This is a genomic window from Streptomyces sp. NPDC052064, assembly GCF_055585925.1.
In genome coordinates, this window is the sequence record NZ_JBVJJE010000013.1 from 18330 (window position 1) to 40114 (window position 21785).

Sequence of the window (21785 nt, forward strand, 5' to 3'; positions counted from 1 at the left end):
TTCAATCCCCCAGGTCGAGAACGAGTTTGGTGACGGCGAACGCCTCGGCGTAGCGCTCGTGGCATTCGATGCCGCGGATCCGGGCCAGGCCGAGGAAGGCCTCGCGGTCGTACCAGGGCCGGTGCCGCTGCGAGGGGTAGTGCTCCTGCAGCAGCCGCACCTTCTGTTCGGCGATCTCCGGCGACAGCGGCTGGTAGGCCGCCATACGGCCGAGATCGCCGTCCCACTTGACGATCTCGTAGCCGAGGACCAGGTGGTCGCGGAACGCGGTCGGTATCAGCTGCGCCAAGCCGCGGTGGTCCTGATGCGCGTCATCGGTACGTGGGGCGAGGACCAGATCCGGCTCGGTCCGCTCGCGCAGTTCCTCGACCGCTGTCTTGGCCTCGTCCCAGTGCACGGGCAGCCTGCCGTCCGGCAGCTTGTGCACGGTCAGCCGCAGGTCGGCGCCCGGGCAGAAGGCGGCGAGCGCCGCCTGCTCCTCCTGCTCCCGCTCGCTGCCACCGCCGGAGAGCACCAGCGCGTCGACGCGGACACCCGGCCGCGCGCGGCACAGTGTCAGCAGCGTGCCGCCGGCGCCGATGGCGATGTCGTCGCAGTGCGCGCCCACCGCGACGATCCGGTCCAGCCGCCCGGTGCCGAGCCGGATCACGCCCTCACCCCCGCGCGGTCCCGCTCCCATACGGCCCACGGGCGGTCGCCCCGGGCGTAGGCGTCGTCGAGCGCCGCCCGCTCCTTCACGGTGTCGGTCGGCTTCCAGAAGCCGCGGTGCTGGTGAGCCACCAGCCGGCCGCGCTTGGCGAGTTGGGCGCATCCGTCGGCGACCAGGTCCCCATTCTCCGGGATGTGGTCGAAGACCTCCTGGCGGAGCACGAAGTAACCGCCGTTCTCCCACAGTGGCAGTTCGCTCACCGCGGTGATGCCGCCTACCAGGCCGTCCTCGCCCAACTCCACGCAGTGGAACGAGGACTGCGGCGGCACCACCATCATCGACGCACCCGCGTCGCGCCGGGCGAACCGGTCGATCATCTCCGGCAGCGGAGCGTCGGTGAGCACGTCGGCGTAGTTGGCGAGGAACATCTCGTCGCCGTCCAGGTGGTGCCGCACCCGGCGCAGCCGCTCCCCGATCGGTGACTCGATGCCGGTCTGCGCGAACGTGATCGTCCAGTCCGAGATGTCGGTGGACAGCAGCTCGGTCCGCCCGCCTCGCAGGACGAAGTCGTTGGACGTCGTCTCCTCGTAGTTGAGGAAGAAGTCCTTGATGTGGTGAGCCCCGTACCCGAGACACAGGATGAACTCCGTGTGCCCGAAGTGCGCGTAGTAGCGCATGACATGCCAGATCAGCGGTCGCGGGCCGACCATCGCCATCGGCTTGGGCACGTCGTCTGCGGCACCGCTCCGCATCCGCATCCCGTAACCGCCGCAGAACAGAACGACCTTCATGCTGTGCCCTTTCAAGACGCGACCTCGACGATGCTCAGTTCCGGGATGGGAAAGACCAGCCGGCCGCCCCAGTCGTGCACGAAGGACAGCTGCTCGACCAGTTCGGCCCGCAGGTTCCACGGGAGGACGAGGACGTAGTCCGGTCTGTCGGCGGCTATCTGCTCGGGCGGCAGGATCGGGATGCGGGTGCCCGGGGTGAACCTGCCGTGCTTGTAGGGGTTGCGGTCGACCGTGTACGGGAGCAGGTCGGGCCGGATGCCGCAGTGGTTGAGCAGGGTGTTGCCCTTGCCCGGGGCGCCGTAGCCGACGACCGTCTCGCCGCGCTCGGCCGCCTCGATGAGGAACCGCAGCAGGTCCCGGCGCACCTTGGCCACCCGAGCGGAGAACTCGGCGTACCCGGACAGCTCCTGGAGCCCGGCGGCCTTCTCCCGGGCCAGCACGTCCACCACCCTCCGGCTCGGCTCGCCGGCCACCTCAACCGGCCGGGCCCACAGCCGGATGGAGCCGCCGTGCGTGGGCAGCAGCTCGACGTCCACGAGCGCGAGTCCGCCGCTCGCCAGCGCCCGGATCGCGGACGCGACCGTGTAGTACTGGAAGTGCTCGTGGTAGATCGTGTCGTACTGGTTCTCCTCGATCAGGGTCAGCAGGTGCTGCACCTCGATGGAGACCCAGCCGTCGTCGGCGACCAGGGCGCGCAGCCCTCGGGTGAACCCGACCACGTCGGGGATGTGCGCGTACACGTTGTTGGCCACGACCAGGTCCGCCGGGCCGTGCTCTTCGCGGACGGCCGAGCCGGTGTCCGGGCTCAGGAATTCCGTGAGCGTGGGCACGCCCGCCTCGCGCGCCGCGGCGCCGACGTTCACCGAGGGTTCGATGCCGAGGCAGCGGATCCCGCGGTCCACCATGTGCCTCAGCAGGTACCCGTCGTTGCTCGCGACCTCGACCACGAAGGCGTCGGTGCCGAGAGCAAGGCGCTGTACGGCGTCGGCGACGAACGTGCGCGCGTGCTCCACCCAGGAGGTCGAGTAGGAGGAGAAGTACGCGTACTGCGTGAACGTCTCCTCCGGCGTGATCAGCGGCGGGATCTGCGCCAGCCAGCAGTCGGTGCAGACCCGCAGGTGCAGCGGGTACGCCGGTTCCGGTCGATCCAGTTGGTCCGCGGCGAGAAAGCTCTCACATGGTGGCGTCGCCCCGAGATCGACGACGCTCGCCATCGCTTCCGAGCCGCAGAGTCGGCATCGTGTCATCTACTGTCCCCATCCCCCCTGCCCGCGCGGGTGTCCCCGCCGCGAGCCAGTGCTGACCGACCCGCGATCGCGGTGCGGTACGCGTCAACCAGTCGCCCCAGCCCGACGGCCGGGCTGAAGTCCTGCTCGTAACGGCGCCGGGCCGCCCGGCCCATCTCCCGGCCCAGGGCCGGCTCGGCCGCGATCCGGCGTATGCAGGACGCGAGTGAGGCGGGCTCGCCCGGCTGGTGCAGCAGCCCGGTGACCCCCTCCTCGACGAGTTCGACGAAGGCGCCGTGACCGGCGGCGACGACCGGGACCCCCGCCGCCATCGCCTCCACGACCACCAGGCCGAACGCCTCCAGCCACGTCGAGGGAGCCACCACGGCGACCGACCGCGCGACGGCCTTCCGGCACTCGGCCGGGTCCAGCAGGCCGACGTAGCGCACGTCGTCCCGGCCCGCCGCCCAGGCGGTCACCTCCGGCTCCAGCGGCCCCGCGCCGGCGATCACGAGCGGCACGCCCACACCGCCGCCCGCGGCGATCTCGTCCCACGCGGTCATGAGCAGTCGCACACCCTTGGCCTCCGCGAGCCGGCCGAGATAGAGCAGATGCTCGCCGTCGCCTACTCGGCGGTCGTCCGGGTCGGGCACGAAGTTGTGCTTGACCGCCAGCCGCTCGGCCGGCATGCCGGCCCGCACCAGGACGTCGCGCTGCGCCGCGGAGATGCAGAAGAACCGCTCCACGCCGGACCACCACCGCCGCCGGTTGACCGACAGGCTGACCGCGAGCGGAACCGTCGCAAGGCGGGAGTTCCGGTAGCAGCCGTGCCGGACGGCGGGCAGCGGCGTCGACCCGACGCACTCGGTGCACGGCCGGCCGTCCCGCTGGAGCGTGCCGGGCGGGCAGACCTGGGTGTAGTTGTGCAGCGTGGCGACGGCGGGCACGCCGGCGTCGGCGCAGGCGGCCAGCACCGCCGGCGACAGGAGCGGGAACACGTTGTGGACGTGCACCACGTCCGGCCGCTCGGTACGCAGCCGGGCGGCGAGCTCCGCGCGGACCGCCGGGTTCCACGGCACCAGCAGCGGTATCGCGGCCTTGCCCAGCAGGGACCGGGCGGCGATGTCGTCGCTGCGCCGTTCGAACACCTCGACCCGGTGACCGGCTCCGCGCAGCAGCGCCACTTCCTGGTCGACGACCTTGTTCTCCCCGCTCGGCTGCGCCGAGGCGTAGCGGTTGTGCACTACGAGGACGTGCATGCTCAGGTCACCTCCGTTCTCCGGGCCCAGCGCGGGATGTGTCGTCGAGGGACTTCGGGCGTCGATTCGGGAGCCGATGGGGGAGCGGTCGCGGCGGGTGCCGCCAGCAGCGAGGCGGCCACGGCCAGATGCAGCAGATACGGAGAGGCGTCGCCGAGACCGGCCTCGGTGTACGACGCGATCGCGCAGTAGCTGATCAGGAAGATCGCGCAGGCCCTCGACAGCGACGGTGGCCGCAGCAACGCGACGCCGCCCAGCACGACGATGAACGCCGCCACCAAGGCGACGCCGGTCATGCCCTGCTCGTGGTAAACGGCCAGCCAGCTGTTGTCGATCGGCAGCCCGCCGAACGACTTGTCGCCCAGCCCCGCGCCGAACAACTTCTCCGAAGTCGACCGGGGCGCAGCCAGCAGGGCGTCCCAGACCTTGGCCCGGCCGGTGAGGTTGGAGAAGTTCTCCTGGCTCTGCCCGCGCAGGAACCACGCCCGCAGCGCGGAGCTGAACGCCACCGCCGCCACCGCGGCGCACAGCACCGCCCAGGTGAAGAACCGGCGGGCGGCGGCGCTGGTCAGGATGAGCGAGCCGATCGCCAACACCAGCCCGATGAGCAGTCCGAGCGTGGCCGTCCGGGTATGGGTCAGCGCCAGCAGGACGACTGCCGGCACGATGACCACCGCCGCGCCGGCCCTGTCGGTCCGGCGGCCCAGAACGAGCAGCACGGTGAGCCCGATGATCACCGCGGCGTACTGTCCGATCTGCGGCGGGGTGAGCGGCCACAACGCGCCGACCAGCCGCCCGCCGTAGAGCTCGGGCATGGCGGCGCCCGGTGAGATGGCCAGGCCGGCGGCCACCGACCCGAGCACCGCGAAGTACATCCGGATGTGGTGCCGGACGAACGTCAGGCCGCCGTCCCACCAGCGGCTGAGCAGCCACAGCGTGCTGACGAAGAGAGCCAGCCGGGCGCAGCGGAACAGCGCACCGAACCCGGACTCCAGGTTCGCGCTGGAGATCACGCTCGCCACCAGGAGCAGGGTGAGCAGGAACACGTAGGCACTGGTTCGGATGCGCAGCCGGGAATTGACCGCGAGCGCCAGCGCGAACGCGGCGACCAGCGCACCCATGGTGACCATCTGGATGAGGGAGCGGGGCAGCGGGATGATGGTCTTCGCCCCGGCGGAGCCGAGCGTGTTGAGGACGAGCAGCCCCCAGACCGTCCCGACGATCTTCGACGTGTGGTCCGTGTGGTCCGGGCTCATCTCAACCACCGTCCCGTGCGCGGAAGGTGCTGCCCGCGTCCTGCTGGTACGGCGTGCCCTGCCACTGCCCGGAGTCGAGTATCCGGCTCGGGTCGTGGGCGACGAATGTCCATGGTCCGAGGTAGACGTTGTCGTGCCAGCGGTTGTGCTGCTTGCGGGTGATCGCCTCGGCCACCCGCTCGCCCTGGTACGGCGACCAGTCCGGATAGGTGCCGTAGTTGGCCAGCACCGCCATCCGGTCGCACTTCACCGTGCAGCCGACGACGGACTTGTCCAGCACGAAGCGGTTGCCGTGGATGTCCACCCGCTGGGTCTTCCACCGGCAGTCGGCATAGAGCGGTGCGGTGGCGATCGCCGGCTGCGTGCAGCGGTCGGTGTTCTTCACCAGCAACGTGCAGTCACCGGACGAGGTGTTGGCGGGGCTGTTGCAGAACCGGTCGGCGTTCTCCCACAGGGTGATCCCGGACCAGTTGTTCTCCAGCACGTTCCGGTAGATCTCGATCTTGTCGGTGCGGGCTTCGACCCGTGGTTCGCCGCCGGACTCGGACAGGTAGACGGTCGCGAACGGGAAGTTGTCGCCGCGGTCGGCTTCCCTGCGCCCCTCGACCCAGTTGTTCCGCCGGATCGTGTTGTTCCGGATGACCGCGTTGTAGCTGGTCTCGTAGATCAGCGCGGCACCGTCGTTGGCCTCGAGCACGTTGTTCTCGATGCGGAAGTCGTTGTTGTTGGTGTCCGCCCACAACCCGGCTCCGCGGTTGTCGTGCACCCAGTTGCCGCGTACGTCGGCACCGTTGACGGCCCAGAACTTGACGCCTCCTGTGCAGCCGCAGCCCGGCCGTCGCCGCTCCCAGTCGCCGGTGTTGTTGGCCACGATCTCGTTGCCCTCGATCACCAGGCCGCTGATGGTGTCGCCGGCCTTGTACGCGTTCAAGCCGTACTGTCCGTTGCCGCGCAGGCAGCTGGCACCAACCCGCTGGCGGGCACCGGCCATCAGCCCGGCGCCGGAGTTGTTCTGGATCGTCGCGTGCTCGATCACCCACCCGTCGGCCGAGTCATGGTTGACCACGCCCTCGTTGTGCGGCGCGACGAAACCCTGCACGGTCAGGTAGCGGATGGTGACGTTGCGGGCGGTGCCGCCGAACGCGTACTGGTTGGTCTTGCGCCCGTCGAGCACCGCGCCCGGCGCGCCGAGGTAGCTGTTCCCCTCCTTGGGGATGACCTGGGCGTAGCGGTCCGGCTCGAGCCTGTGCTTGCCCGGTCGAAGCCAGAACGTGGTGTTCGGGGGGCTGCTCTTGGTCTTCGCAGCCAGGTCACCGGCCACCGCGGGGTCGACCGTCACCGCGCCCGCCGGCGCCTTCGCCGGCCCGGCCGCGGGCTTGGCGCACACCCGGGCCACGGGCGTGGGCGACGGCGCGGCGGTCGGCTTCGCCCCGGCGTCCGACGTGCTGTCACAGCCGGTCACCGCCAGCAGGGCCAACGCCAGCGGTGCCGCCGCCGACGCCCAGTGCCGCCTCTTGTTCCCCACGCGCCCCCCTAGCCGCGGAACCTGAGGACGGTGGTGAACCCCTGCGCGCCGTCGGCGAAGCCGGTGCCGACCAATGTTGTGGTGGGTTCCTTGCGCCCGAAGCCGGCGGAGTACCAGCCCAGCGGCGGGTCGCTCTCGCCGCGATGCGCCCGCCAGCTCAGCTGCCCGGGCAGGTCGAGTACCGCGGAACGGTTCTCACCGTCCCGGGTCCACGTGAGCACTGCCCGGTTCCCCACCAGGTCCGCGGCGATGGCCGGGCCGAGGTGGAACGCCAGGCGCACGGCCCGGCGCGGGCCGTGCCGGCCGTGGACCTCGTCGACCACCCTCAGCTCCTGGCTCGCGGCCGTCAGCTCCACCCGGCGGCGGTGCACGGAGGGTTGGTAACCGTCATGCTCGGCACACCAGCGGGCGGTCCCCCCGTCGGAGGTGCCGGATGTGTCCGCGCCCAGGACGCGACTCTTGGCATGCCGGGTCCACAGGAACGGGCCGCCGGAGACGGACTGGTCACCGCCGTCCACTTGCAGGGTGTTGTGGCCGAGGGTGGACCGGAAGTACTGCCGCCACTCGGGCTGCCCGTGGTAGCAGTACGTCCCCGGGTCGGCGAGCACGTCGACCCCGTCGTGCCGGACCTCCACGGACAGCGCGTCCGCGTGAGCATGCGCGGCGATGGACAGGAATCCGTGCGGACCACCGTCGCAGCGGCACCAGATCTCCCCCGGACCACGCAGGATGGTCATGCCCGCGTCGGCGAAATGGGCCGGTCGGTTCGCCGGGCGGGTCACGGCCGGTGCGGTTCCGTTTTCCGGGTACGGCCGGATGAGCGCGGCCAGCAGCGGGGTGCGCACATCGGTGCCGTTCACCGCCGGCCACCAGGCGAGCCGGCCGAACACGGCGTCCCCGGTGGCCAGCAGCGAGGCCCAGCGATCGGTGCCCGCGCCGTCCACGACCAGACCGTGCCCGTCGTCCGCGTCCCCCTGGCGCGGCGGCCGTAGCCGGTTGTCCACGATGGCCGCGAGCGCGTCGGTCATCCGCAGCAGCACCAGCCGGATGGACGCGGGGACCGGCCTGCCCGCGGCATCCGCCTCGGCCACCGCGGCCAGGCCGAGTTCCAGCACGAGTCCGTGATACTCGGTGGCCAGCTCGCGGTTGAGGCCCGAGGCGAAGGTGTTGCCCCGCAGGTGCCGCTCCAGCGACCGCAGCGCGTCGGCTCGCCAACGCGCCGAGGAGGGGAACCACCCGAACGCGCAGGCCGCTGCGAACTGCCCGGCGGCCTCGGCGATGACGTGGTTGTTCGCCGAGGACCCCCGGCTGGGGAAGGAGGCCAGCCAGCGCTGGTGGTGCCAGATCTGGTTCAGCGCCACCGGGTTGCCCTCGAACAGCCCGGCCGCGCCCGGCCAGCCGTCGAGCAGCCGGCGGATCCACACCCAGGACAGCAACCGGATGCCCAGCTCGATGCCGCTGATCCAGTGCACGCCGCGCAGCGGTGGGTTGGCCGTCCACCACGACCGCAGGTGCTCGGCCACTCGCTCGGCGTACCGCTCGTTCCCGGTGATCGCGTAGGCGGCGGCGAGCACGGTGAGGTACTGATGCCGGGACAGCTCCCAGATCTGCTTGATGTCCCCGACCGCCTCCTCGTTCCGGTACGGCACGTCGAAGGCGTAGCCCCACGGAGCCCGGCGCCCGGTCTTCGGGTCGCACCACCAGTCCGGGTCGTCCAGGTCGTCGCGGACCACCCCGAAATACTCGGCGTGCCCGTACATCAGCCGGTCCGCCTCGGCGATGAGACGTTTCGCGGCGTCCGGAGGTATCGCGGCGATCGTCCCGGCGGGCAGTACCGCGGTGAACCGGGCACCGGTCACGCTCGGGCAGTTCGGCCGCGCCGACCGCCACCGCCGCCTGCGCACCGCGTCGCCCGCCCGGCCGCCGACCTCCCGCGGTCCCATCCGGGACAGCCGCCGCAGGTACCAGCCCGGACTCCCCGAGCTCACAGTCATCGGGCCCTCGCCAACGTCACCGGCGCGCCGCCGACCAGGCCGGCCTGCACGGCGAGGGTGGCCGACGTGGTGGCGACCAGCGACTGAAGCGGCACCGGCATCGGCCCGCCGGTCCGCACGGCCTTGACGAACGCGGCCAGTTCGGCGTTCTGGCCCTTGTCCCGGGCCTTGGGCAGCCGCGAACTGACCCACCGCTTGCGGCCGGCCCTGCCGTCCACGTACAGCGAGGCACGGACGAAGTCGTCGAGCCGCAGCGCGCGGCCGTCCGCGACCAGGTCCAGCGTCTCCTTGGGGAAGGTGGCCGGGCCCGTGGTGACGTAGCTGATGGTGGCGGTGGACCCGTCCGGGTAGCGCAGCACGACCTGCAGATCCTCGTTGCCGGACGTGGCGACCGCGTACACCGACACCGGGTCGGCCTCGAGCAGCCAGCTCGCCGTGTCGATGAAGTGCCCGCCCTCGCCGGCGAACCGCGAGCCCTGGGTGCCTTGTTGGAGGTACCAGCTGCCGTGCTCCAGCCGGCCCGCATTGACCAGGTAGCGCAGGCTCGCCGGCCCGGTCCGGGCGCCGAACCGCTGCCGGGCCTCCCGCAGCAGCGGCGCGAACCGGCGGTTGAAGCCCACCTGCAGCCGGTCGTTGCCGGACTCCTCCACCGCCGCGAGCACGTCGGCCAGCTCGTCCTCGGTGAGGGCCAGGGGCTTCTCCACGAACACGGTCTTGCCGGCCAGCAACGCCTTCCGGGTCAGTTCGGCGTGCGAGCTGTGCCGGGTGACGACGAACACCGCGTCGATGGACTTGTCGCCGAGTACGGCGTCGAGATCGGTGGTCGCCTCGGCGAAGCCGAACTTCCGCTGCGCGTTGGCCGCGGACAGCGCCGTCGTGGTGACGACGGTCGACAACTCGACGCCGTCGCGCTGTGCCAGGTGCGGCAGCAGCATCGACGTCGCGTAGTTTCCCGCGCCGACGAACGCGAGGCGCACCGGCGTCTTGGCGGCCCGGGCCGGACTCCGCTGCACGTTCACCGGAGGAACGGCCACCGCCGGAGCCTCGGCTGCCACCGCCTGTTCGGGGTACCGGAACAGCACGGCCACGGCCTTCAGATCGCCGTCCTTCAGGCGCTGGTACGTCTCGACCGCGTCGTCGAAGTCGGCGGTGTGGGAGACCAAGGGCTCCACGTCGACGCTGCCGCGGGCGACGAGGTCGAGGAAGCACGCCAGGTTGCGGCGCTCGGTCCAGCGCACGTAGCCGATCGGGTAGTCCCGCCCCTCCAGCTCGTACTCCGGGTCGTAGCGCCCGGGGCCGTAACTGCGGGAGAAGCGGACGTCGAGCTCTTTCTCGTAGTACGCGTTCCACGGCAGGTCCAGGCTGCACTTGCCGATGTCGACGACCCGGCCGCGGTCCCGGCTCAGCCGGGCGGCCAGCTCGACGGGCTGATTGCTGCCGCCGCCGGCGGCCAGGTACACCTGGTCCACGCCGTGACCGCCTGTGAGTTCGGCGACGGTGGCCTCCACGGCCGCCGACGAGGGATCGCCGCAGGCCGCAGCACCCAGACGTTCGGCGAGCTCGCAGCGCACCGGGTCGGGGTCGGCCCCGATGACGCGGACTCCCGAGGCGGCCAGCAGCTGCACCACCAGCTGCCCGATCAGCCCGAGGCCGATGACCAGCGCCACGTCGCCGAGCTGTGACTCGCCGCGGCGGACGCCCTGCAACGCGATCGACCCGACGGTGCCGAAGGACGCGTGCCGCGGCGCGAGGCCGTCCGGCACCGGGGTGTAGAGGTTCTTCGGCACCCAGTTCAGCTCGGCGTGCAGCGCGTGCTCATTGCCGGCGCAGGCCACGAGGTCGCCGACCTTCACGTCGTCGATCCCGGTGCCGACCTGCTCGACCACCCCGCACAGCGAGTAGCCCAGCGGCGTGTAGGAGTCCAGCTTGCCCATCACCTTGCGGTAGGTGGCGGGCACCCCGTTGGTGGCCACGCTCTGCATGACCTTGGCGACCTGGTCGGGCCGGGAGCGGGCCTTGCCCACCATCGACATGCCGGCCTCGGACACCTTCATGAGCTCGGTCCCGGTGGATATCAGCGAGTAGGCGCTGCGGACCAGCACGCCGCCCGGCTTGCACCCCGGCACCGGCACGTCCAGTACCGCCAGCTCGCCGCTCTTGTAGTTCTGTACAACCTGCTTCACCCGAACTCCTCTGATTCCCAAGCCGTTGATCGAGTGCTCTGGCCGGACCCAGAGGTCGCGTCGCGATACCAGTACTCGAGGGTCAGCACATGCCACAGATGTTTGGAGAAGTCCCGCTGCCCGGCGGCGTCCTCGGCGACCATGCGCGCCAGTGCGTCGCGGCGCAGGAGCCCGGAGCGGACGAGCTCGCCGTCGTTGACCACCTCGCGCACCAGCGGCGCCAGATCCCGGCTCATCCAGGCCCGCAGCGGGGCGCTGAACAGGCCCTTGGGCCGGTACACGATCTCCCGGGGCAGGATCGAGCCGGCCGCCTCCTTGAGGACGGCCTTGCCCTGCCGTCCGACGATCTTGCGGTCGCCGGGCACGGCGAACGCCGCCTTGACCACCTCGACGTCCACGTACGGCACCCGCACCTCGGTCGACGCGGCCATGCTCGACCGGTCCGTGTACGTGAGGTTCAGGCCCGGCAGGAACATCCGGGCGTCGCCCAGGCACATGCGGTTCACGAAGTCGTCGAGGTCGTTGTCCTGGTAGATGTCCGCGTGCTCGGTCAGCACGTCCTCGACCGTCCCGGCCAGGTCCGGATCGACCAGGGCGAGCAGCTCGGCCTGGTCGTACATGGTGTAGCTGCGCCGGAACGCGGTCTCCTCCGGCAGATCGGCGAAGGAGAGGAACCGTTTGGCGAAGCGCACCGACCGGTACCCCCGACGGGCCGTGGCGACCGGCAGCCGGTCCACGGTCCTGGACAGGCCGCGGCGCAGGGGCCGCGGGACGCGCTGGTAGCGCAGCGCGATCAGGTTGGCCAGGTGCTTGCGGTAGCCGGCGAACAGCTCGTCGGCACCCATCCCCGAGAGCATCACCTTGACCCCGGCCTCCCGGGCGGCCGAGCAGATCAGGAACGTGTTGATCGCGGCGGGGTCGCCGATCGGCTCGTCCAGGTGGTACGTCATCCGCGGCAGCAGATCGAGCACGTTCGGAGCGATCTCGATCTCGTGCAGGTCGACGCCGAACCGCTCGGCCACCTGCCGGGCATAGCGCAGGTCGTCCGGCATCGCCTCGAACCTGGCGTCCTCGGCGCGGAACCCGATCGTGTAAGCGGAGATCCCGGGTCGGTCGCGGGCCGCCAGCGCGGTCAGGTAGCTGGAGTCGAGGCCGCCGGAGAGGAAGGTGGCCACGGGTACGTCGGAGAGCAGGTGGCGCCGGGTCGACTCCTCGACGATGGCGGCTATGTCCGGCTGCTCGCCGGCCCGGGCCCGCTCCCGGCCCTCGGCGGCGACATCCTTCAAGTTCCAGAACCGGCCGCGCTCCACCTTTCCGTCGGGTCGGCACCGCAGCCAGCTCCCCGGCGGCAGCTTCTCCGCCTCGCGGAACGCGCAGCGCGAGTCCGGCACCCAGTAGTACAGCAGCGAGGCCACCAGCGCCGCATGGTCGACCTCCAGCTTCCCGCCGGCCGCGGCGGCGAGCGCCTTGAGCTCGGAGGCGAACACCAGACCCTCGCCGCGCCGGAGCAGGAACAGCGGCTTGATGCCGAGCTGGTCGCGGGCGAGCACGAGCTCACCGGTTCGCTCGTCGAAGATGCCGAACGCGAACATGCCGCGCAGCCGGGGCAGGCAGTCCGTGCCCCAGCGCCGCCAGGCCTCGAGCAGCACCTCGGTGTCGGAGGTACCGCGGAAGCGCACCCCGGCGGCTGTCAGCTCGGCACGCAGCTCGGGCGCGTTGTACAGCTCGCCGTTGTACGTCAGGGCGAGGCCGTCCGAGACCATCGGCTGGGCGCCGGTCTCGGACAGGTCGATGATGGCCAGTCGGCGGTGCCCGAGGTGCACGTCGCCGTCACCGACGGGGTGGCTGTACCGGCCCGCCCCGTCCGGGCCGCGGTGGGCGAGGGTATCGGTGAGCCGGTCGGTCACGACCTTCCCGTCCGGCCATCGGTAAGTGCCTGCGATGCCACACATGTTCTACCGCGCCTCCTGGTCGCTGTCCGGGACCCGTGCGGCCCACATCGGCTGCCGCTCCGTCCGCCGCTGACCCGCCCCCACTGCCTGAACGGCGTGGGAGGTACCCCCACCGTTCTGTCGGGGCGGTCGCTCGCTGCGGCCGCGCAGCGCGGTGTGCAGCCCGTCCCACAGCGTGCCGTCGGTCCGGTCACGCGGATCGGGGTCGATCAGCACCACACCGATCACCGCGATGCGCTGGTCCGCGAGCTGCCGCGCCACGGTGTGCAGCCATGCGGCGCTGCCGTGCCCGGCACGCACGACGAGCACGGTCTGGGTGCCGAGGTACTGGAGGTCGGTCCACGCGGTGCCGGGCGCGACCGAACCGACGCCGAGCCCGCGCTCCTGATGCGGCACGGTCGCGGCACGCGCGCCGCTGACCACGGTGGGGTCTCCCGGCTTCTGACGGCGGTTGGCGAGCTGCGGGCCGGGCAGGCCATCGACGATGACCACCGGCCCCTCCGCCGCCAGTGCGCCGGCGAGGTCCAGGGCGATCACGCTCGTGCTGCGCGCACAGCCCAGTTCCAGCAGCGACAGCGGTTCCGCGGAGCCGCGCACGGTGCGGGCCAGGGTCGCGGTGAGCCTTGCCCGTGCCGCCCGGGTCCGTCGGCGCTGCCACAGCCTGCCCGACCGGCGGGGCAGCTCCGCGATGACCGAGGCGCCCAGGTTCGCCGCGATGTCCCGGCGCAACACGGGGCGGTCCGCCACCACCGTGCCGACCGCGGCCAGCGCGAGCCCGAGGACGAGCCCGAGGACGAGCCCGATCGCGGCGTCGGTGACAGCGGCCTTGGGCAGGGAGTGTCGCACCGCGCGCGGGGCGTCCACGATCTGCGTGCCGGCGGCGACCTCGGGCGTGCCGGTGCGCGCCTCCCCGGCGCGCTGGTCGAAATCGGCGATCCGCGAGTTCAGTTCGGCCCGGCGGGCGAAGAGCGACTCGATGCTCGCCGACGCTTTCGGGTCGCTCTCCTGCGATCGGTCTCCGATCGCCTGGTTGACCTGGGCGAGCTCGTCCCGCATGCGGTCACGCTGGTCGAGCAGGGCCTTGGCCTCGGCCTTCGCGGTTTCCCGCATCCGCCTCACATGGTCCGCGACGAACGCGTCGGCCAGCGCCTTGGCCCGGGCCACCGCGTCCGCGTCGTTGTCCCCTGTCACCTCGATCTGCAGCAGGTTGTTGGTCAGGGCGGTGCCCCGGTAGTCCCGCATGAAGTCGTCAGGCTTTTCCTGGGACTTGAGGGACTGCAGGGCCTTGCCGGCGATCCGCGTGGTCCCCAGCAGCTCGACGTCGGTGCGGATCAGCGTTCCGGTGTCGTTCGGCTGATCCTCCTTGTGCGCGACCAGCACCTTCGTCACCGCGGTCGGCGGCGGCGGCAGCAGGACCGCCACCGCGGCGCCGACCAGCAGGCCAAGGAGCGCCATGACGTACCAGAGGCGGCGGCGCCTGCGCACCGCCACCACCAGTGCCTGCAGGTCGAAGAGCGCAGTGGCGGCCGACGACTCCGAAGTCGTGCTCGTCGTCACGCTGAACCTCCCGTCGCGTGGCCGCGAACCGCGAGCGCGGGAGTGGCGTCATCCGAAGGACGGCCGGCAGACCGCGCCGGACGGGCCCGGACCGTGCCGGCGACGACGATGCCGACGACCTCATGCCCGCCGTCCGCACACGCCTCGGCGATGCCGGCGAGCTCCTCCGCGGTCCAGCTGCCCGCGCTGAGGACGACCAGGGCGCCGGACTCGGTGTCGCGGTCCGGCACCGTCGGCCGGTCCACCGAAACCTCCACCACCCGCAGCATGGGATATCCCCTGCTCGAAGAGCTTGGGTAAGGATCGCTCTCGGCCTCGGCGACGAGCTGCCCGGCGGCCCGGCGGGCGGTCTCGTCGCCGTCCGGTACGACGACCAGCAGCCGCCGGGGGGCCGGCAACTGCTCCCGGAGGCGAGCGCACACCCGCCGGTAGCGGATCCGTCTGCCGGCCTCGTCGCCGGACCACTGCGGGGCCGGCATGTCCCACCGTGTGTCGACGCCGAGGAGGCGGCGGATCCAGGCTCGTGGGCCCCCGCCTTCTGGCTTGTGCGCGCCCCGTTCACCAGGCACGTCGACGGTACCCAGGAGCGCCGAGCCCAGCGCCGCGGCGATCTCCGGTTCGGTGCGCAGTCGGCGATTCATCCGTGCGGCGGCGAGATGGCCGATGACCGCGAGCAGGAAGAACAGCACCGCCCCGGCGATGATGAGCTGCATCCTCGTCGGCGGCGCCTCGCCGTCCGGCCGGGCCGCCGGCCCCATGACGACCATGCCGGCCTTGTCGGTCGCCGGGTCGGCCTCGTCCAGCTTCGTCATGGCCTCCTCCAACGAGGTGCGCAGCTTCTCGAGCGTGGTGCGGGCCTGCACGCTCTCCACGGTCTGCCCCGGATCGGCCGCGTCGGCCAGGTCGGTGATACGGCGGTTGGTCTCCTCGACCTCCTTCCGCAGCGCCTCGGGCCCCGAAGCGGCTTCGGAGTCGGTGCCGCCGCCCGCGATCCGCGCGGCGAACGCGACGAACTGCTGGGCCACCCGGTCGGAGAGCTGCTGCGCGCGCTCCGGGGTGTCGGACGTACCCGAGATTTTGATGATGTTCCCGTCGGCGGCCTTGGCGCTCACTCGATCCCGCAGGTCGGCGGCGCTGACGCCCGTCCGGCCGAGCGTGGCGGCCACGCGGTCGACCACCGTCGAACTGGTCGCGACATCCACCTGAGTCAGCAGCTCGCGCTCTTCCCACTGCCCCGGCAGCAGTACCGATGCCGACGTCGTGTACCGCGGCGGGAACACCACCGAGGCGCCGTAGCCGACGAGCGCGCCCACCACGGTGAGGACGGCGAGAAGCCGCCACCGCCGTCGGAAAATCCGCCCGATCGTGACCAGGCGTATCGTGTCATCGCTCAACGGCGCGGCCTTTTCCCTACGCGGTACGGGGCGCCCGCCGACACCGGAGTGTGGTCACGGCAGGCAGCGGCGTAGGCGGCGAGCAGCGACGCCTGCGAGTTCCGCCAGGAGAGCGGCCCGCTGATCCGCTCCTGGCCGATCTTGCCCATCCGGGCCCGCTTCTCCGGATCGTCGAGGAGCAGCGCGATGAGCCCCGCGAACTCGGCCTCGTCGTTGGCGGACGCGTAGACGGCGGCGTCGCCGGCGGAGACTCGCGCCTCCCGGAGGTCGAACGAGACGAGTGGCCGGCCCATCGCCATGTACTCCAGGACCTTGTTCATGGTCGACACGTCGTTGAGCGGATTGCGCGGGTCGGGGGAGAGGCACACGTCCGCGGTGGACAGGTAGCGCACCAGGTCGGCGTCCGGAATACGCCCGGTGAACTGCACCTGCTCGGAGAGCCCGAGCCGCCGGGACAGCTCCACCATCGCGTCGAAGGCGTCGCCGGAGCCGACGAACACCGCATGCCAGTCGGACCGCCCGAACTCGTCGCGCAGCTTCGCAAGGGCGCGCAAGGCGTAGTCGACGCCGTCCTGCGGGCCCATGACGCCGAGGTAACACAGCAGATGAGGCTTGCCGCGCTTCAGATCCGGCTCGGGCGGTACGGGTTGGAACCGGTCGATCTGGGGCGCGCTGCGCACCACGAAGACGTCCTCCGGCCGCCGACCGCCACGGCGCATCGCGACGTCCCGGTAGCTCTCGTTCGTGGCGAGCACGACGTCCGCGGCCCGGTAGGTCAGCCGCTCCAGCGCGCACACGGCGCGGTAGAGCAGATCCTCGCCGCGGTCGAACCGGGAGAGGTACAGCTCGGGTACCAGGTCGTGCTGGTCGAAGACGAACCGCGCGCCGCGCCGCTTCAGCCACAGTGCCGGCAGGAACAACAGGTCTGGCGGGTTGCAGGCGTGGACCACGTCGACCGGGCCGACCTTGCGGGCCAGCCGGACCGTGTGCCACAACGCCGATCCGTACTCCCGCAGGTAGCCGGCCGGCCCTCCGGTGGCCGCGCGCAACGGGTAGCGGTGGATCCGCACCCCGTCGATCACCGCCTCCGGCTCCCTGTCCCGCTTCTCCCCACGGGGACAGATGACGTGCACCTCCCAGCCCGCGTCGCGCAGCGTCGTGCACTCCTGCCACACCCGCCGGTCGAACGGCACCGACAGGTTCTCCACCAGGATCAGCGCGCGCCGGTCCGCCCCGTCGCCGCTGGTTGCGTTACCAAGCAAGGCCCATGTACCCCGGCTCGGTCCGGCGCGCCTCGGCGTCGGGAAGGCGGATGAGGTCGACGATCACCGGGCCGTCGCCATGGGGCAGCGCCGCCAGCACGGCCGGATCCCTGGTCCCGACCAGGCACACCTCGGCGTGCTCGAGCACCTCCTCGACGGAGTCCGCGAGCAACTGCGCGAGGTGCGGCAGCCGGGTCTCGATGTACTCGCGGTTCGCGCCGATCAGCCGGGAGAGGCTCACGTTGGCGTCGTGGATCCGCAGGTCGTACCCCTTGCCGAAGAGCCTCTCCGCCAGCTCGACGAGCGGGCTCTCGCGGAGGTCGTCGGTGCCGGGTTTGAAGGAGAGCCCGAACAGGCCCACCCGGCGCTTGCCGGTGCGCTCGACCAGCTCCACCGCGCGCTGGAGGTGGTCGGAGTTGGAGGGCAGCACGTGGGCGAGGATGGGCACCGAGATGTCGGCCCGCTGCGCCGCGTGGACCAGGCTGCGCAGGTCCTTGGGCAGGCAGGAGCCACCGAAGGCGAAGCCGGGCCGCAGGTATGCGGGGCTGATGTTCAGCTTGCGGTCGGCCAGGAACACGTCCATCACCTGGTGCGAGTCCACCCCGAGCGCCTGGCACACCGCGCCCAGCTCGTTCGCGAAGCCGATCTTGAGGCCGTGGAACGCGTTGTCCGCGTACTTGATCGCCTCGGCCGTCGGCACCGGCACTCGGAACACCTCGCCGGGCAAGCCGTCGTACAGCGCCATCACCGCGTCGCCGCTTGCCGGGTCGAGCTCGCCGATGACGGTCTTGGGCGGGTCGAAGAAGTCCCGCACGCTCGTACCCTCGCGCAGGAACTCCGGGTTGACCGCGACCCCGATGTCCACCCCGGCCGTGCCGCCGACGTTCTTCTCCAGGATCGGTATCAGCAGGTTCAGGCAGGTGCCCGGGAGCATGGTGCTGCGGAACACGACGGTGTGCCGGCCCCCCTGCTCGGCCCCCTCGGCCAGCGCGGCGCCGATCTGCTCGGTGACCCGTTCCAAGTACGTGGTGCACAGGCTGCCGTTGGGCTCCGACGGTGTGCCCACGCAGACCAGCGACACCTCGCTGTCCATGATCGCCTCGCGTACGTCGCCGGTGGCGCGTAACGCTCCCGTCCGCACGACCTCGGCGATGAGCTCGCCGATCCGCTCCTCGACCACCGGCGCCTTGCCGTCGTTGACCAGGTCGACCTTCACCTGGTTCACGTCCACCCCGATGACCTCGTGACCCATGCCGGCCAGGCACGCGGCCGACACGCAGCCCACGTAGCCGAGCCCGAAAACGCTGACTCTCATGACCCGTCTCTCCCCCCAGGCAGACCCTTGTGGCCTGCGGTCCCCCAATGCAGGCCCTTGCGGCCCGCGGTCCGCGCGCCGGCGGGACCGTTGGGTTGCAGCCCCCCGCGCATCAGTACGCCCCCTGCCCGTGGAGCACCGCACGCAGCGTCTTCCACAAGATCACTGTGTCCAGGGCGAGCGACCAGTCCTCCACGTACCGCAGGTCCAGCCGGACCGCCTCCTCCCACGGCAGGTCGCTGCGTCCGCTGATCTGCCACAGGCCGGTGAGCCCGGGCTTGACCAGCAGCCGCCGCCGGATGTCCGGACCGTACGCGGCGGACTCCTCCGGTAACGGAGGCCGTGGACCGACGAGCGACATCGAGCCGGTGAGCACGTTGAAGAGCTGCGGGAGCTCGTCGATCGAGTACCGGCGCAGCACTGCTCCCACCCGGGTGACCCGCGGATCCCGGCGGAGCTTGAACAGCAGCCCGGCGCCCTCGTTGCGGTCGGCCAGCTCGGCACGTGCCCCGTGGGCCCCGGCGACCATGGTGCGGAACTTGAGAATGGTGAACTCGTGGCCGTCCTTGCCGACCCTGCGCTGGCGGTAGAACACCCCGCCCCGGCTGTCCACCAGCACGAGCAGCCCGACGAGCACCATCAGCGGCGCGAACAGCATCAGCAGGATCGCCGCGCCCACCCGATCGACGACCCCCTTGATCGCCCGTCGGCCCCCGGTGAACGTCGGCATGCTGACCCGCAGCAGCGGTATCCCGAGCACCGCGTCGACGTGCAGCCGCGGGCCGGCCACCTCCATCAGTACGGGGGCCACGACCATCTCGGCATCGCTGCCTTCGAGGTTCCAGGCCAGCCGCTGCAGCCGGTCCGGTGACCAGTGCGGGTCCGGTGTGACCGCGACGACACGGTAGCCGTCGTGGCGGACGTGTTTGGCGACGTCCGCCAGTTGGCCGACGACCGGCACTCCGTCCAGTTGTTGATCACCGTCGAGCCCGAGACCGTCCGTCGTGCACACCGCGTCCACCCGCCAGCCGAGGTGCGGGAACTTGCGGGTCCGGGTGATCAGGTCGCGCACGGTGGCCGGGCTCCCGGCGGCGAGCACCGGTCTCAGGCACCGTCCTTCCTTCCGCTGTTTGTGCAGCCAGAGGCGCAGCAGATAGCGCGCGGTCATGGTGACCAGCGCGATCGCGGGGATCGCGACGAAGATCCAGAGCTTGATGTTGCGCGAGGTGAGGGCGATCCCGCCGAGCGCCAGTACGACGGTCGCCGTGAACAGTGAGCGACCGAGCCGGCGGAATTCCTCGGCACCCTGGCCGAGCACGGCCGGAGCCCACGACCGGCTCACCGCAAGCGCCCCCAGCACCAGCAGCTCGGTGCCGAAGGCGAGAATTCCCCACTTCTCATGCCAGTTGGCCGCGTCCCGGGCCCCGAAGAAGTTGCCGATCGCCGCCACCACGAAGGCGGTGGCCACGGTATCGCTGCTGATCACGGTACGGCGGTACCGCTGCTCCCAGTCGATCGCGGGCCGGCTGATCGCCCCGTCCGTCAGACGCCCGCGCTCCGACGGAAACGGGCTGACTAATCCCCCTTGCCGCACAGAACCCCCCAGGTCCCCAGTGGTTCGACGTGTTCGCCTAACACTGTTCCTCCCCCCCCCGGGGGCCCCGGCCCCCCGCACTGTTCCTCCCCCCTGGAGGCCCCCGCCCCCGCCCCGCATGACGTCCCGGCTAGTGCAGAGCTACTTGAACAACTCACCCTGGCGGCAGCGGACTCGCATGTCCTGCCAGGCTCTCGAGGTGCGCGGGAACCCGTCGAAACCCCGAGTGCTCCCCGCACCCAAGGCCCTTCTCGGGCTCCAAGAATTGATCATCCCCACGTCTGGCGCCGGGGACGCGACTGCTGGCTTTCCGTAGCGCCGGACCTATAGATCATTACTGGTCGCCTCATGCTCGAACAGCTGAAGCACGGTCAATCTAGACCATCGGCGCCAGTATGAAGAGAGGGTGTGTGCAATTTGTGCTCAACCTTTGAAGCTGGATCCACTGATCGGTCACCACCCACGGGTGCGGCGCCCGGTTCTGGAACAACTTCCCGCTGTTCGTGCGTGCGTGGCGATCTTGGAGCCGGTCGACCGCCGGCATCATCCCCGCCCTGGGGATGCGACGCCGCGGCCGTGCCTGCCCTCCCATGACGCGCCGAACTCCCTCAACCGCGCGCGCAGTTCACCAAATTGGGTATCCTTCAGGGCCGCGACGCTGAAGCGCAGAAACCGCTCGTCCGCAGGCGTGAAGAGGGTGCCGGGGAGCACAGCGACGTCCTGCTCCATCAGGAGCCCCCGCACCACCTTGTGCGTCGATTCCGGGAAGGGGTGCCGCACCCAGCCGAAGAACGCACCCGAAGCGCAGAGCTCGAAGCCGCCCGGCGAGTCAGCCATGAGCGACCGAAAACGGTCGAGCTTGGCGCCGGTCTCCAGAGCCCGTTCGTGTCGCCAGTCGAGCGCACCGCGCAGGCCCGCGATCGCCGCCTCCTGGGCGATGCCGGGAGCGCAGATCGTCATGCATTCGAGTAGCTTGCCGGCCTCGACCAGCAGGTCCGGATGGCCGACCAGGGCTCCAAGCCGGTATCCGGGCAGGGCGAAGTCCTTGGAGAAGCTGTGCAGGCTGATGACGTGATCCGGCCAGTCCCGCGTCCCGAAGAGGTCGTGTGGGGGGTCGTCGGACTGCCGGAAACTCCGATAGGTCTCGTCCAGGATCAAAACGATGTCGTGACGCCTGGCGAGCCGGGCGAAGTCGTTGATCACGGCGGGCGGAATCGTGGCGCCGGTGGGGTTCCCCGGGGTGACGAGGACCATCGCCTTCGTCCGGGGGGTGATGGCCCGCTCGGCCGACTCGACGTCGGGTATGAAGTGGGGGCCGACCGGTAGGTGGACGGGTACGAGATGGTCCATCCGGAGCCACATGTCGTGGTTGAAGTAGTAGGGAACCGGCAGAATGACCTCGTCCCCCACAGTCGCCAGTGCGGAGACCGCTATGCAGAAGGCCTGATTGCAACCTGCGGTGACGAGCACCTGCCGTTCGTCCACCGTGCCGAGGTAGGCGCTCGAGAGTTCCTCGGCCATAAGCTTGCGCAACTCCGGTACTCCCGACCGGGCCGCGTACCGGGATGTGTCGGGGCGCCGGGCGGCCTCGGCTACCCACTCCACGATCGCGGACGCCGGAGCATAGGTGGGAACGCCCTGCGACAGGTCGATCAATTCCCGGTCTCCGCGTCTTTCTGCCAACAATGCCTGCACCGCGCCGATCGGCGAGGCGGGCTGCTCCAGTGTGCGAGGTATCAGCTTCAAGTTCCTCCTGCCGAGCCGCGGTGTGCGGCGGTTCAGGGTTATCGGAATTGATCACCTTTTGACACGGCGAGGCCGGTTCTGG

General features: G+C 71.0%; 15 protein-coding genes. All 15 read right to left on the reverse strand.

Annotated elements, in window-relative coordinates; translation table 11 throughout:
• Window position 1: 1 nt before the first annotated feature.
• The gene (locus ACZ6TU_RS30870) at window positions 2-649 is read right to left on the reverse strand and encodes a PIG-L deacetylase family protein (RefSeq protein WP_469552277.1); all 648 of its coding nucleotides are present in this window, start codon (window positions 647-649) and stop codon (window positions 2-4) included.
• A complete protein-coding gene (locus ACZ6TU_RS30875) occupies window positions 646-1440 on the reverse strand; it encodes a glycosyltransferase family protein (protein ID WP_467681586.1) in 795 nt (264 codons plus the stop codon). The genes ACZ6TU_RS30870 and ACZ6TU_RS30875 overlap by 4 nt, the downstream gene beginning before the upstream one ends.
• Window positions 1441-1451: 11 nt before the next feature.
• Window positions 1452-2687, reverse strand: coding sequence for a class I SAM-dependent methyltransferase (locus ACZ6TU_RS30880; RefSeq protein WP_467681588.1), 1236 nt, complete (start codon window positions 2685-2687; stop codon window positions 1452-1454).
• Complete coding sequence (locus tag ACZ6TU_RS30885; protein WP_467681590.1) at window positions 2684-3925, reverse strand: glycosyltransferase; 1242 nt, start codon at window positions 3923-3925, stop codon at window positions 2684-2686. Before ACZ6TU_RS30885 ends, ACZ6TU_RS30880 begins: the two co-directional genes overlap by 4 nt.
• 2 nt (window positions 3926-3927) lie before the next feature.
• Window positions 3928-5181 carry an O-antigen ligase domain-containing protein gene (locus ACZ6TU_RS30890; protein WP_469552279.1) on the reverse strand — a complete coding sequence of 418 codons (1254 nt, stop codon included), beginning with the start codon at window positions 5179-5181 and terminating at the stop codon, window positions 3928-3930.
• A 1-nt stretch (window position 5182) separates the two neighbouring features.
• A complete protein-coding gene (locus ACZ6TU_RS30895; RefSeq protein ID WP_467681594.1) occupies window positions 5183-6706 on the reverse strand; it encodes a right-handed parallel beta-helix repeat-containing protein in 1524 nt (507 codons plus the stop codon).
• A gap of 8 nt (window positions 6707-6714) precedes the next feature.
• Window positions 6715-8700, reverse strand: a complete 1986-nt coding sequence (locus ACZ6TU_RS30900) for an alginate lyase family protein (protein WP_469552281.1) — start codon at window positions 8698-8700, stop codon at window positions 6715-6717.
• Window positions 8697-10883 carry a bi-domain-containing oxidoreductase gene (locus ACZ6TU_RS30905; RefSeq protein ID WP_469552283.1) on the reverse strand — a complete coding sequence of 729 codons (2187 nt, stop codon included), beginning with the start codon at window positions 10881-10883 and terminating at the stop codon, window positions 8697-8699. Before ACZ6TU_RS30905 ends, ACZ6TU_RS30900 begins: the two co-directional genes overlap by 4 nt.
• Complete coding sequence (gene asnB / locus ACZ6TU_RS30910; RefSeq protein ID WP_467681600.1) at window positions 10880-12835, reverse strand: asparagine synthase (glutamine-hydrolyzing); 1956 nt, start codon at window positions 12833-12835, stop codon at window positions 10880-10882. Before asnB ends, ACZ6TU_RS30905 begins: the two co-directional genes overlap by 4 nt.
• 3 nt (window positions 12836-12838) lie before the next feature.
• Entirely contained in the window at window positions 12839-14392 is a 1554-nt protein-coding gene (locus tag ACZ6TU_RS30915; RefSeq protein ID WP_469552284.1) for a Wzz/FepE/Etk N-terminal domain-containing protein, read from the reverse strand.
• A complete protein-coding gene (locus ACZ6TU_RS30920; protein ID WP_469552287.1) occupies window positions 14389-15786 on the reverse strand; it encodes a Wzz/FepE/Etk N-terminal domain-containing protein in 1398 nt (465 codons plus the stop codon). The genes ACZ6TU_RS30915 and ACZ6TU_RS30920 overlap by 4 nt, the downstream gene beginning before the upstream one ends.
• The gene (locus ACZ6TU_RS30925) at window positions 15783-17048 is read right to left on the reverse strand and encodes a glycosyltransferase family 4 protein (protein ID WP_467681606.1); all 1266 of its coding nucleotides are present in this window, start codon (window positions 17046-17048) and stop codon (window positions 15783-15785) included. The genes ACZ6TU_RS30920 and ACZ6TU_RS30925 overlap by 4 nt, the downstream gene beginning before the upstream one ends.
• Entirely contained in the window at window positions 17038-18363 is a 1326-nt protein-coding gene (locus ACZ6TU_RS30930; RefSeq protein ID WP_469552288.1) for a nucleotide sugar dehydrogenase, read from the reverse strand. The genes ACZ6TU_RS30925 and ACZ6TU_RS30930 overlap by 11 nt, the downstream gene beginning before the upstream one ends.
• A gap of 112 nt (window positions 18364-18475) precedes the next feature.
• A complete protein-coding gene (locus ACZ6TU_RS30935; protein WP_467681610.1) occupies window positions 18476-19957 on the reverse strand; it encodes a sugar transferase in 1482 nt (493 codons plus the stop codon).
• A gap of 543 nt (window positions 19958-20500) precedes the next feature.
• Window positions 20501-21703 carry an aminotransferase gene (locus ACZ6TU_RS30940; RefSeq protein WP_469552289.1) on the reverse strand — a complete coding sequence of 401 codons (1203 nt, stop codon included), beginning with the start codon at window positions 21701-21703 and terminating at the stop codon, window positions 20501-20503.
• Between the last annotated feature and the right edge of the window lie 82 nt (window positions 21704-21785).

What these genes read in the sequence shown, in the direction of transcription:
- ACZ6TU_RS30885 (WP_467681590.1), bottom strand. Translation starts at nt 3,925, where the DNA reads ATGCACGTCCTCGTAGTGCACAACCGCTACGCCTCGGCGCAGCCGAGC.
- ACZ6TU_RS30930 (WP_469552288.1), bottom strand. Translation starts at nt 18,363, where the DNA reads ATGAGAGTCAGCGTTTTCGGGCTCGGCTACGTGGGCTGCGTGTCGGCC.
- ACZ6TU_RS30880 (WP_467681588.1), bottom strand. Translation starts at nt 2,687, where the DNA reads ATGACACGATGCCGACTCTGCGGCTCGGAAGCGATGGCGAGCGTCGTC.
- ACZ6TU_RS30900 (WP_469552281.1), bottom strand. Translation starts at nt 8,700, where the DNA reads ATGACTGTGAGCTCGGGGAGTCCGGGCTGGTACCTGCGGCGGCTGTCC.
- ACZ6TU_RS30875 (WP_467681586.1), bottom strand. Translation starts at nt 1,440, where the DNA reads ATGAAGGTCGTTCTGTTCTGCGGCGGTTACGGGATGCGGATGCGGAGC.
- asnB (WP_467681600.1), bottom strand. Translation starts at nt 12,835, where the DNA reads ATGTGTGGCATCGCAGGCACTTACCGATGGCCGGACGGGAAGGTCGTG.
- ACZ6TU_RS30890 (WP_469552279.1), bottom strand. Translation starts at nt 5,181, where the DNA reads ATGAGCCCGGACCACACGGACCACACGTCGAAGATCGTCGGGACGGTC.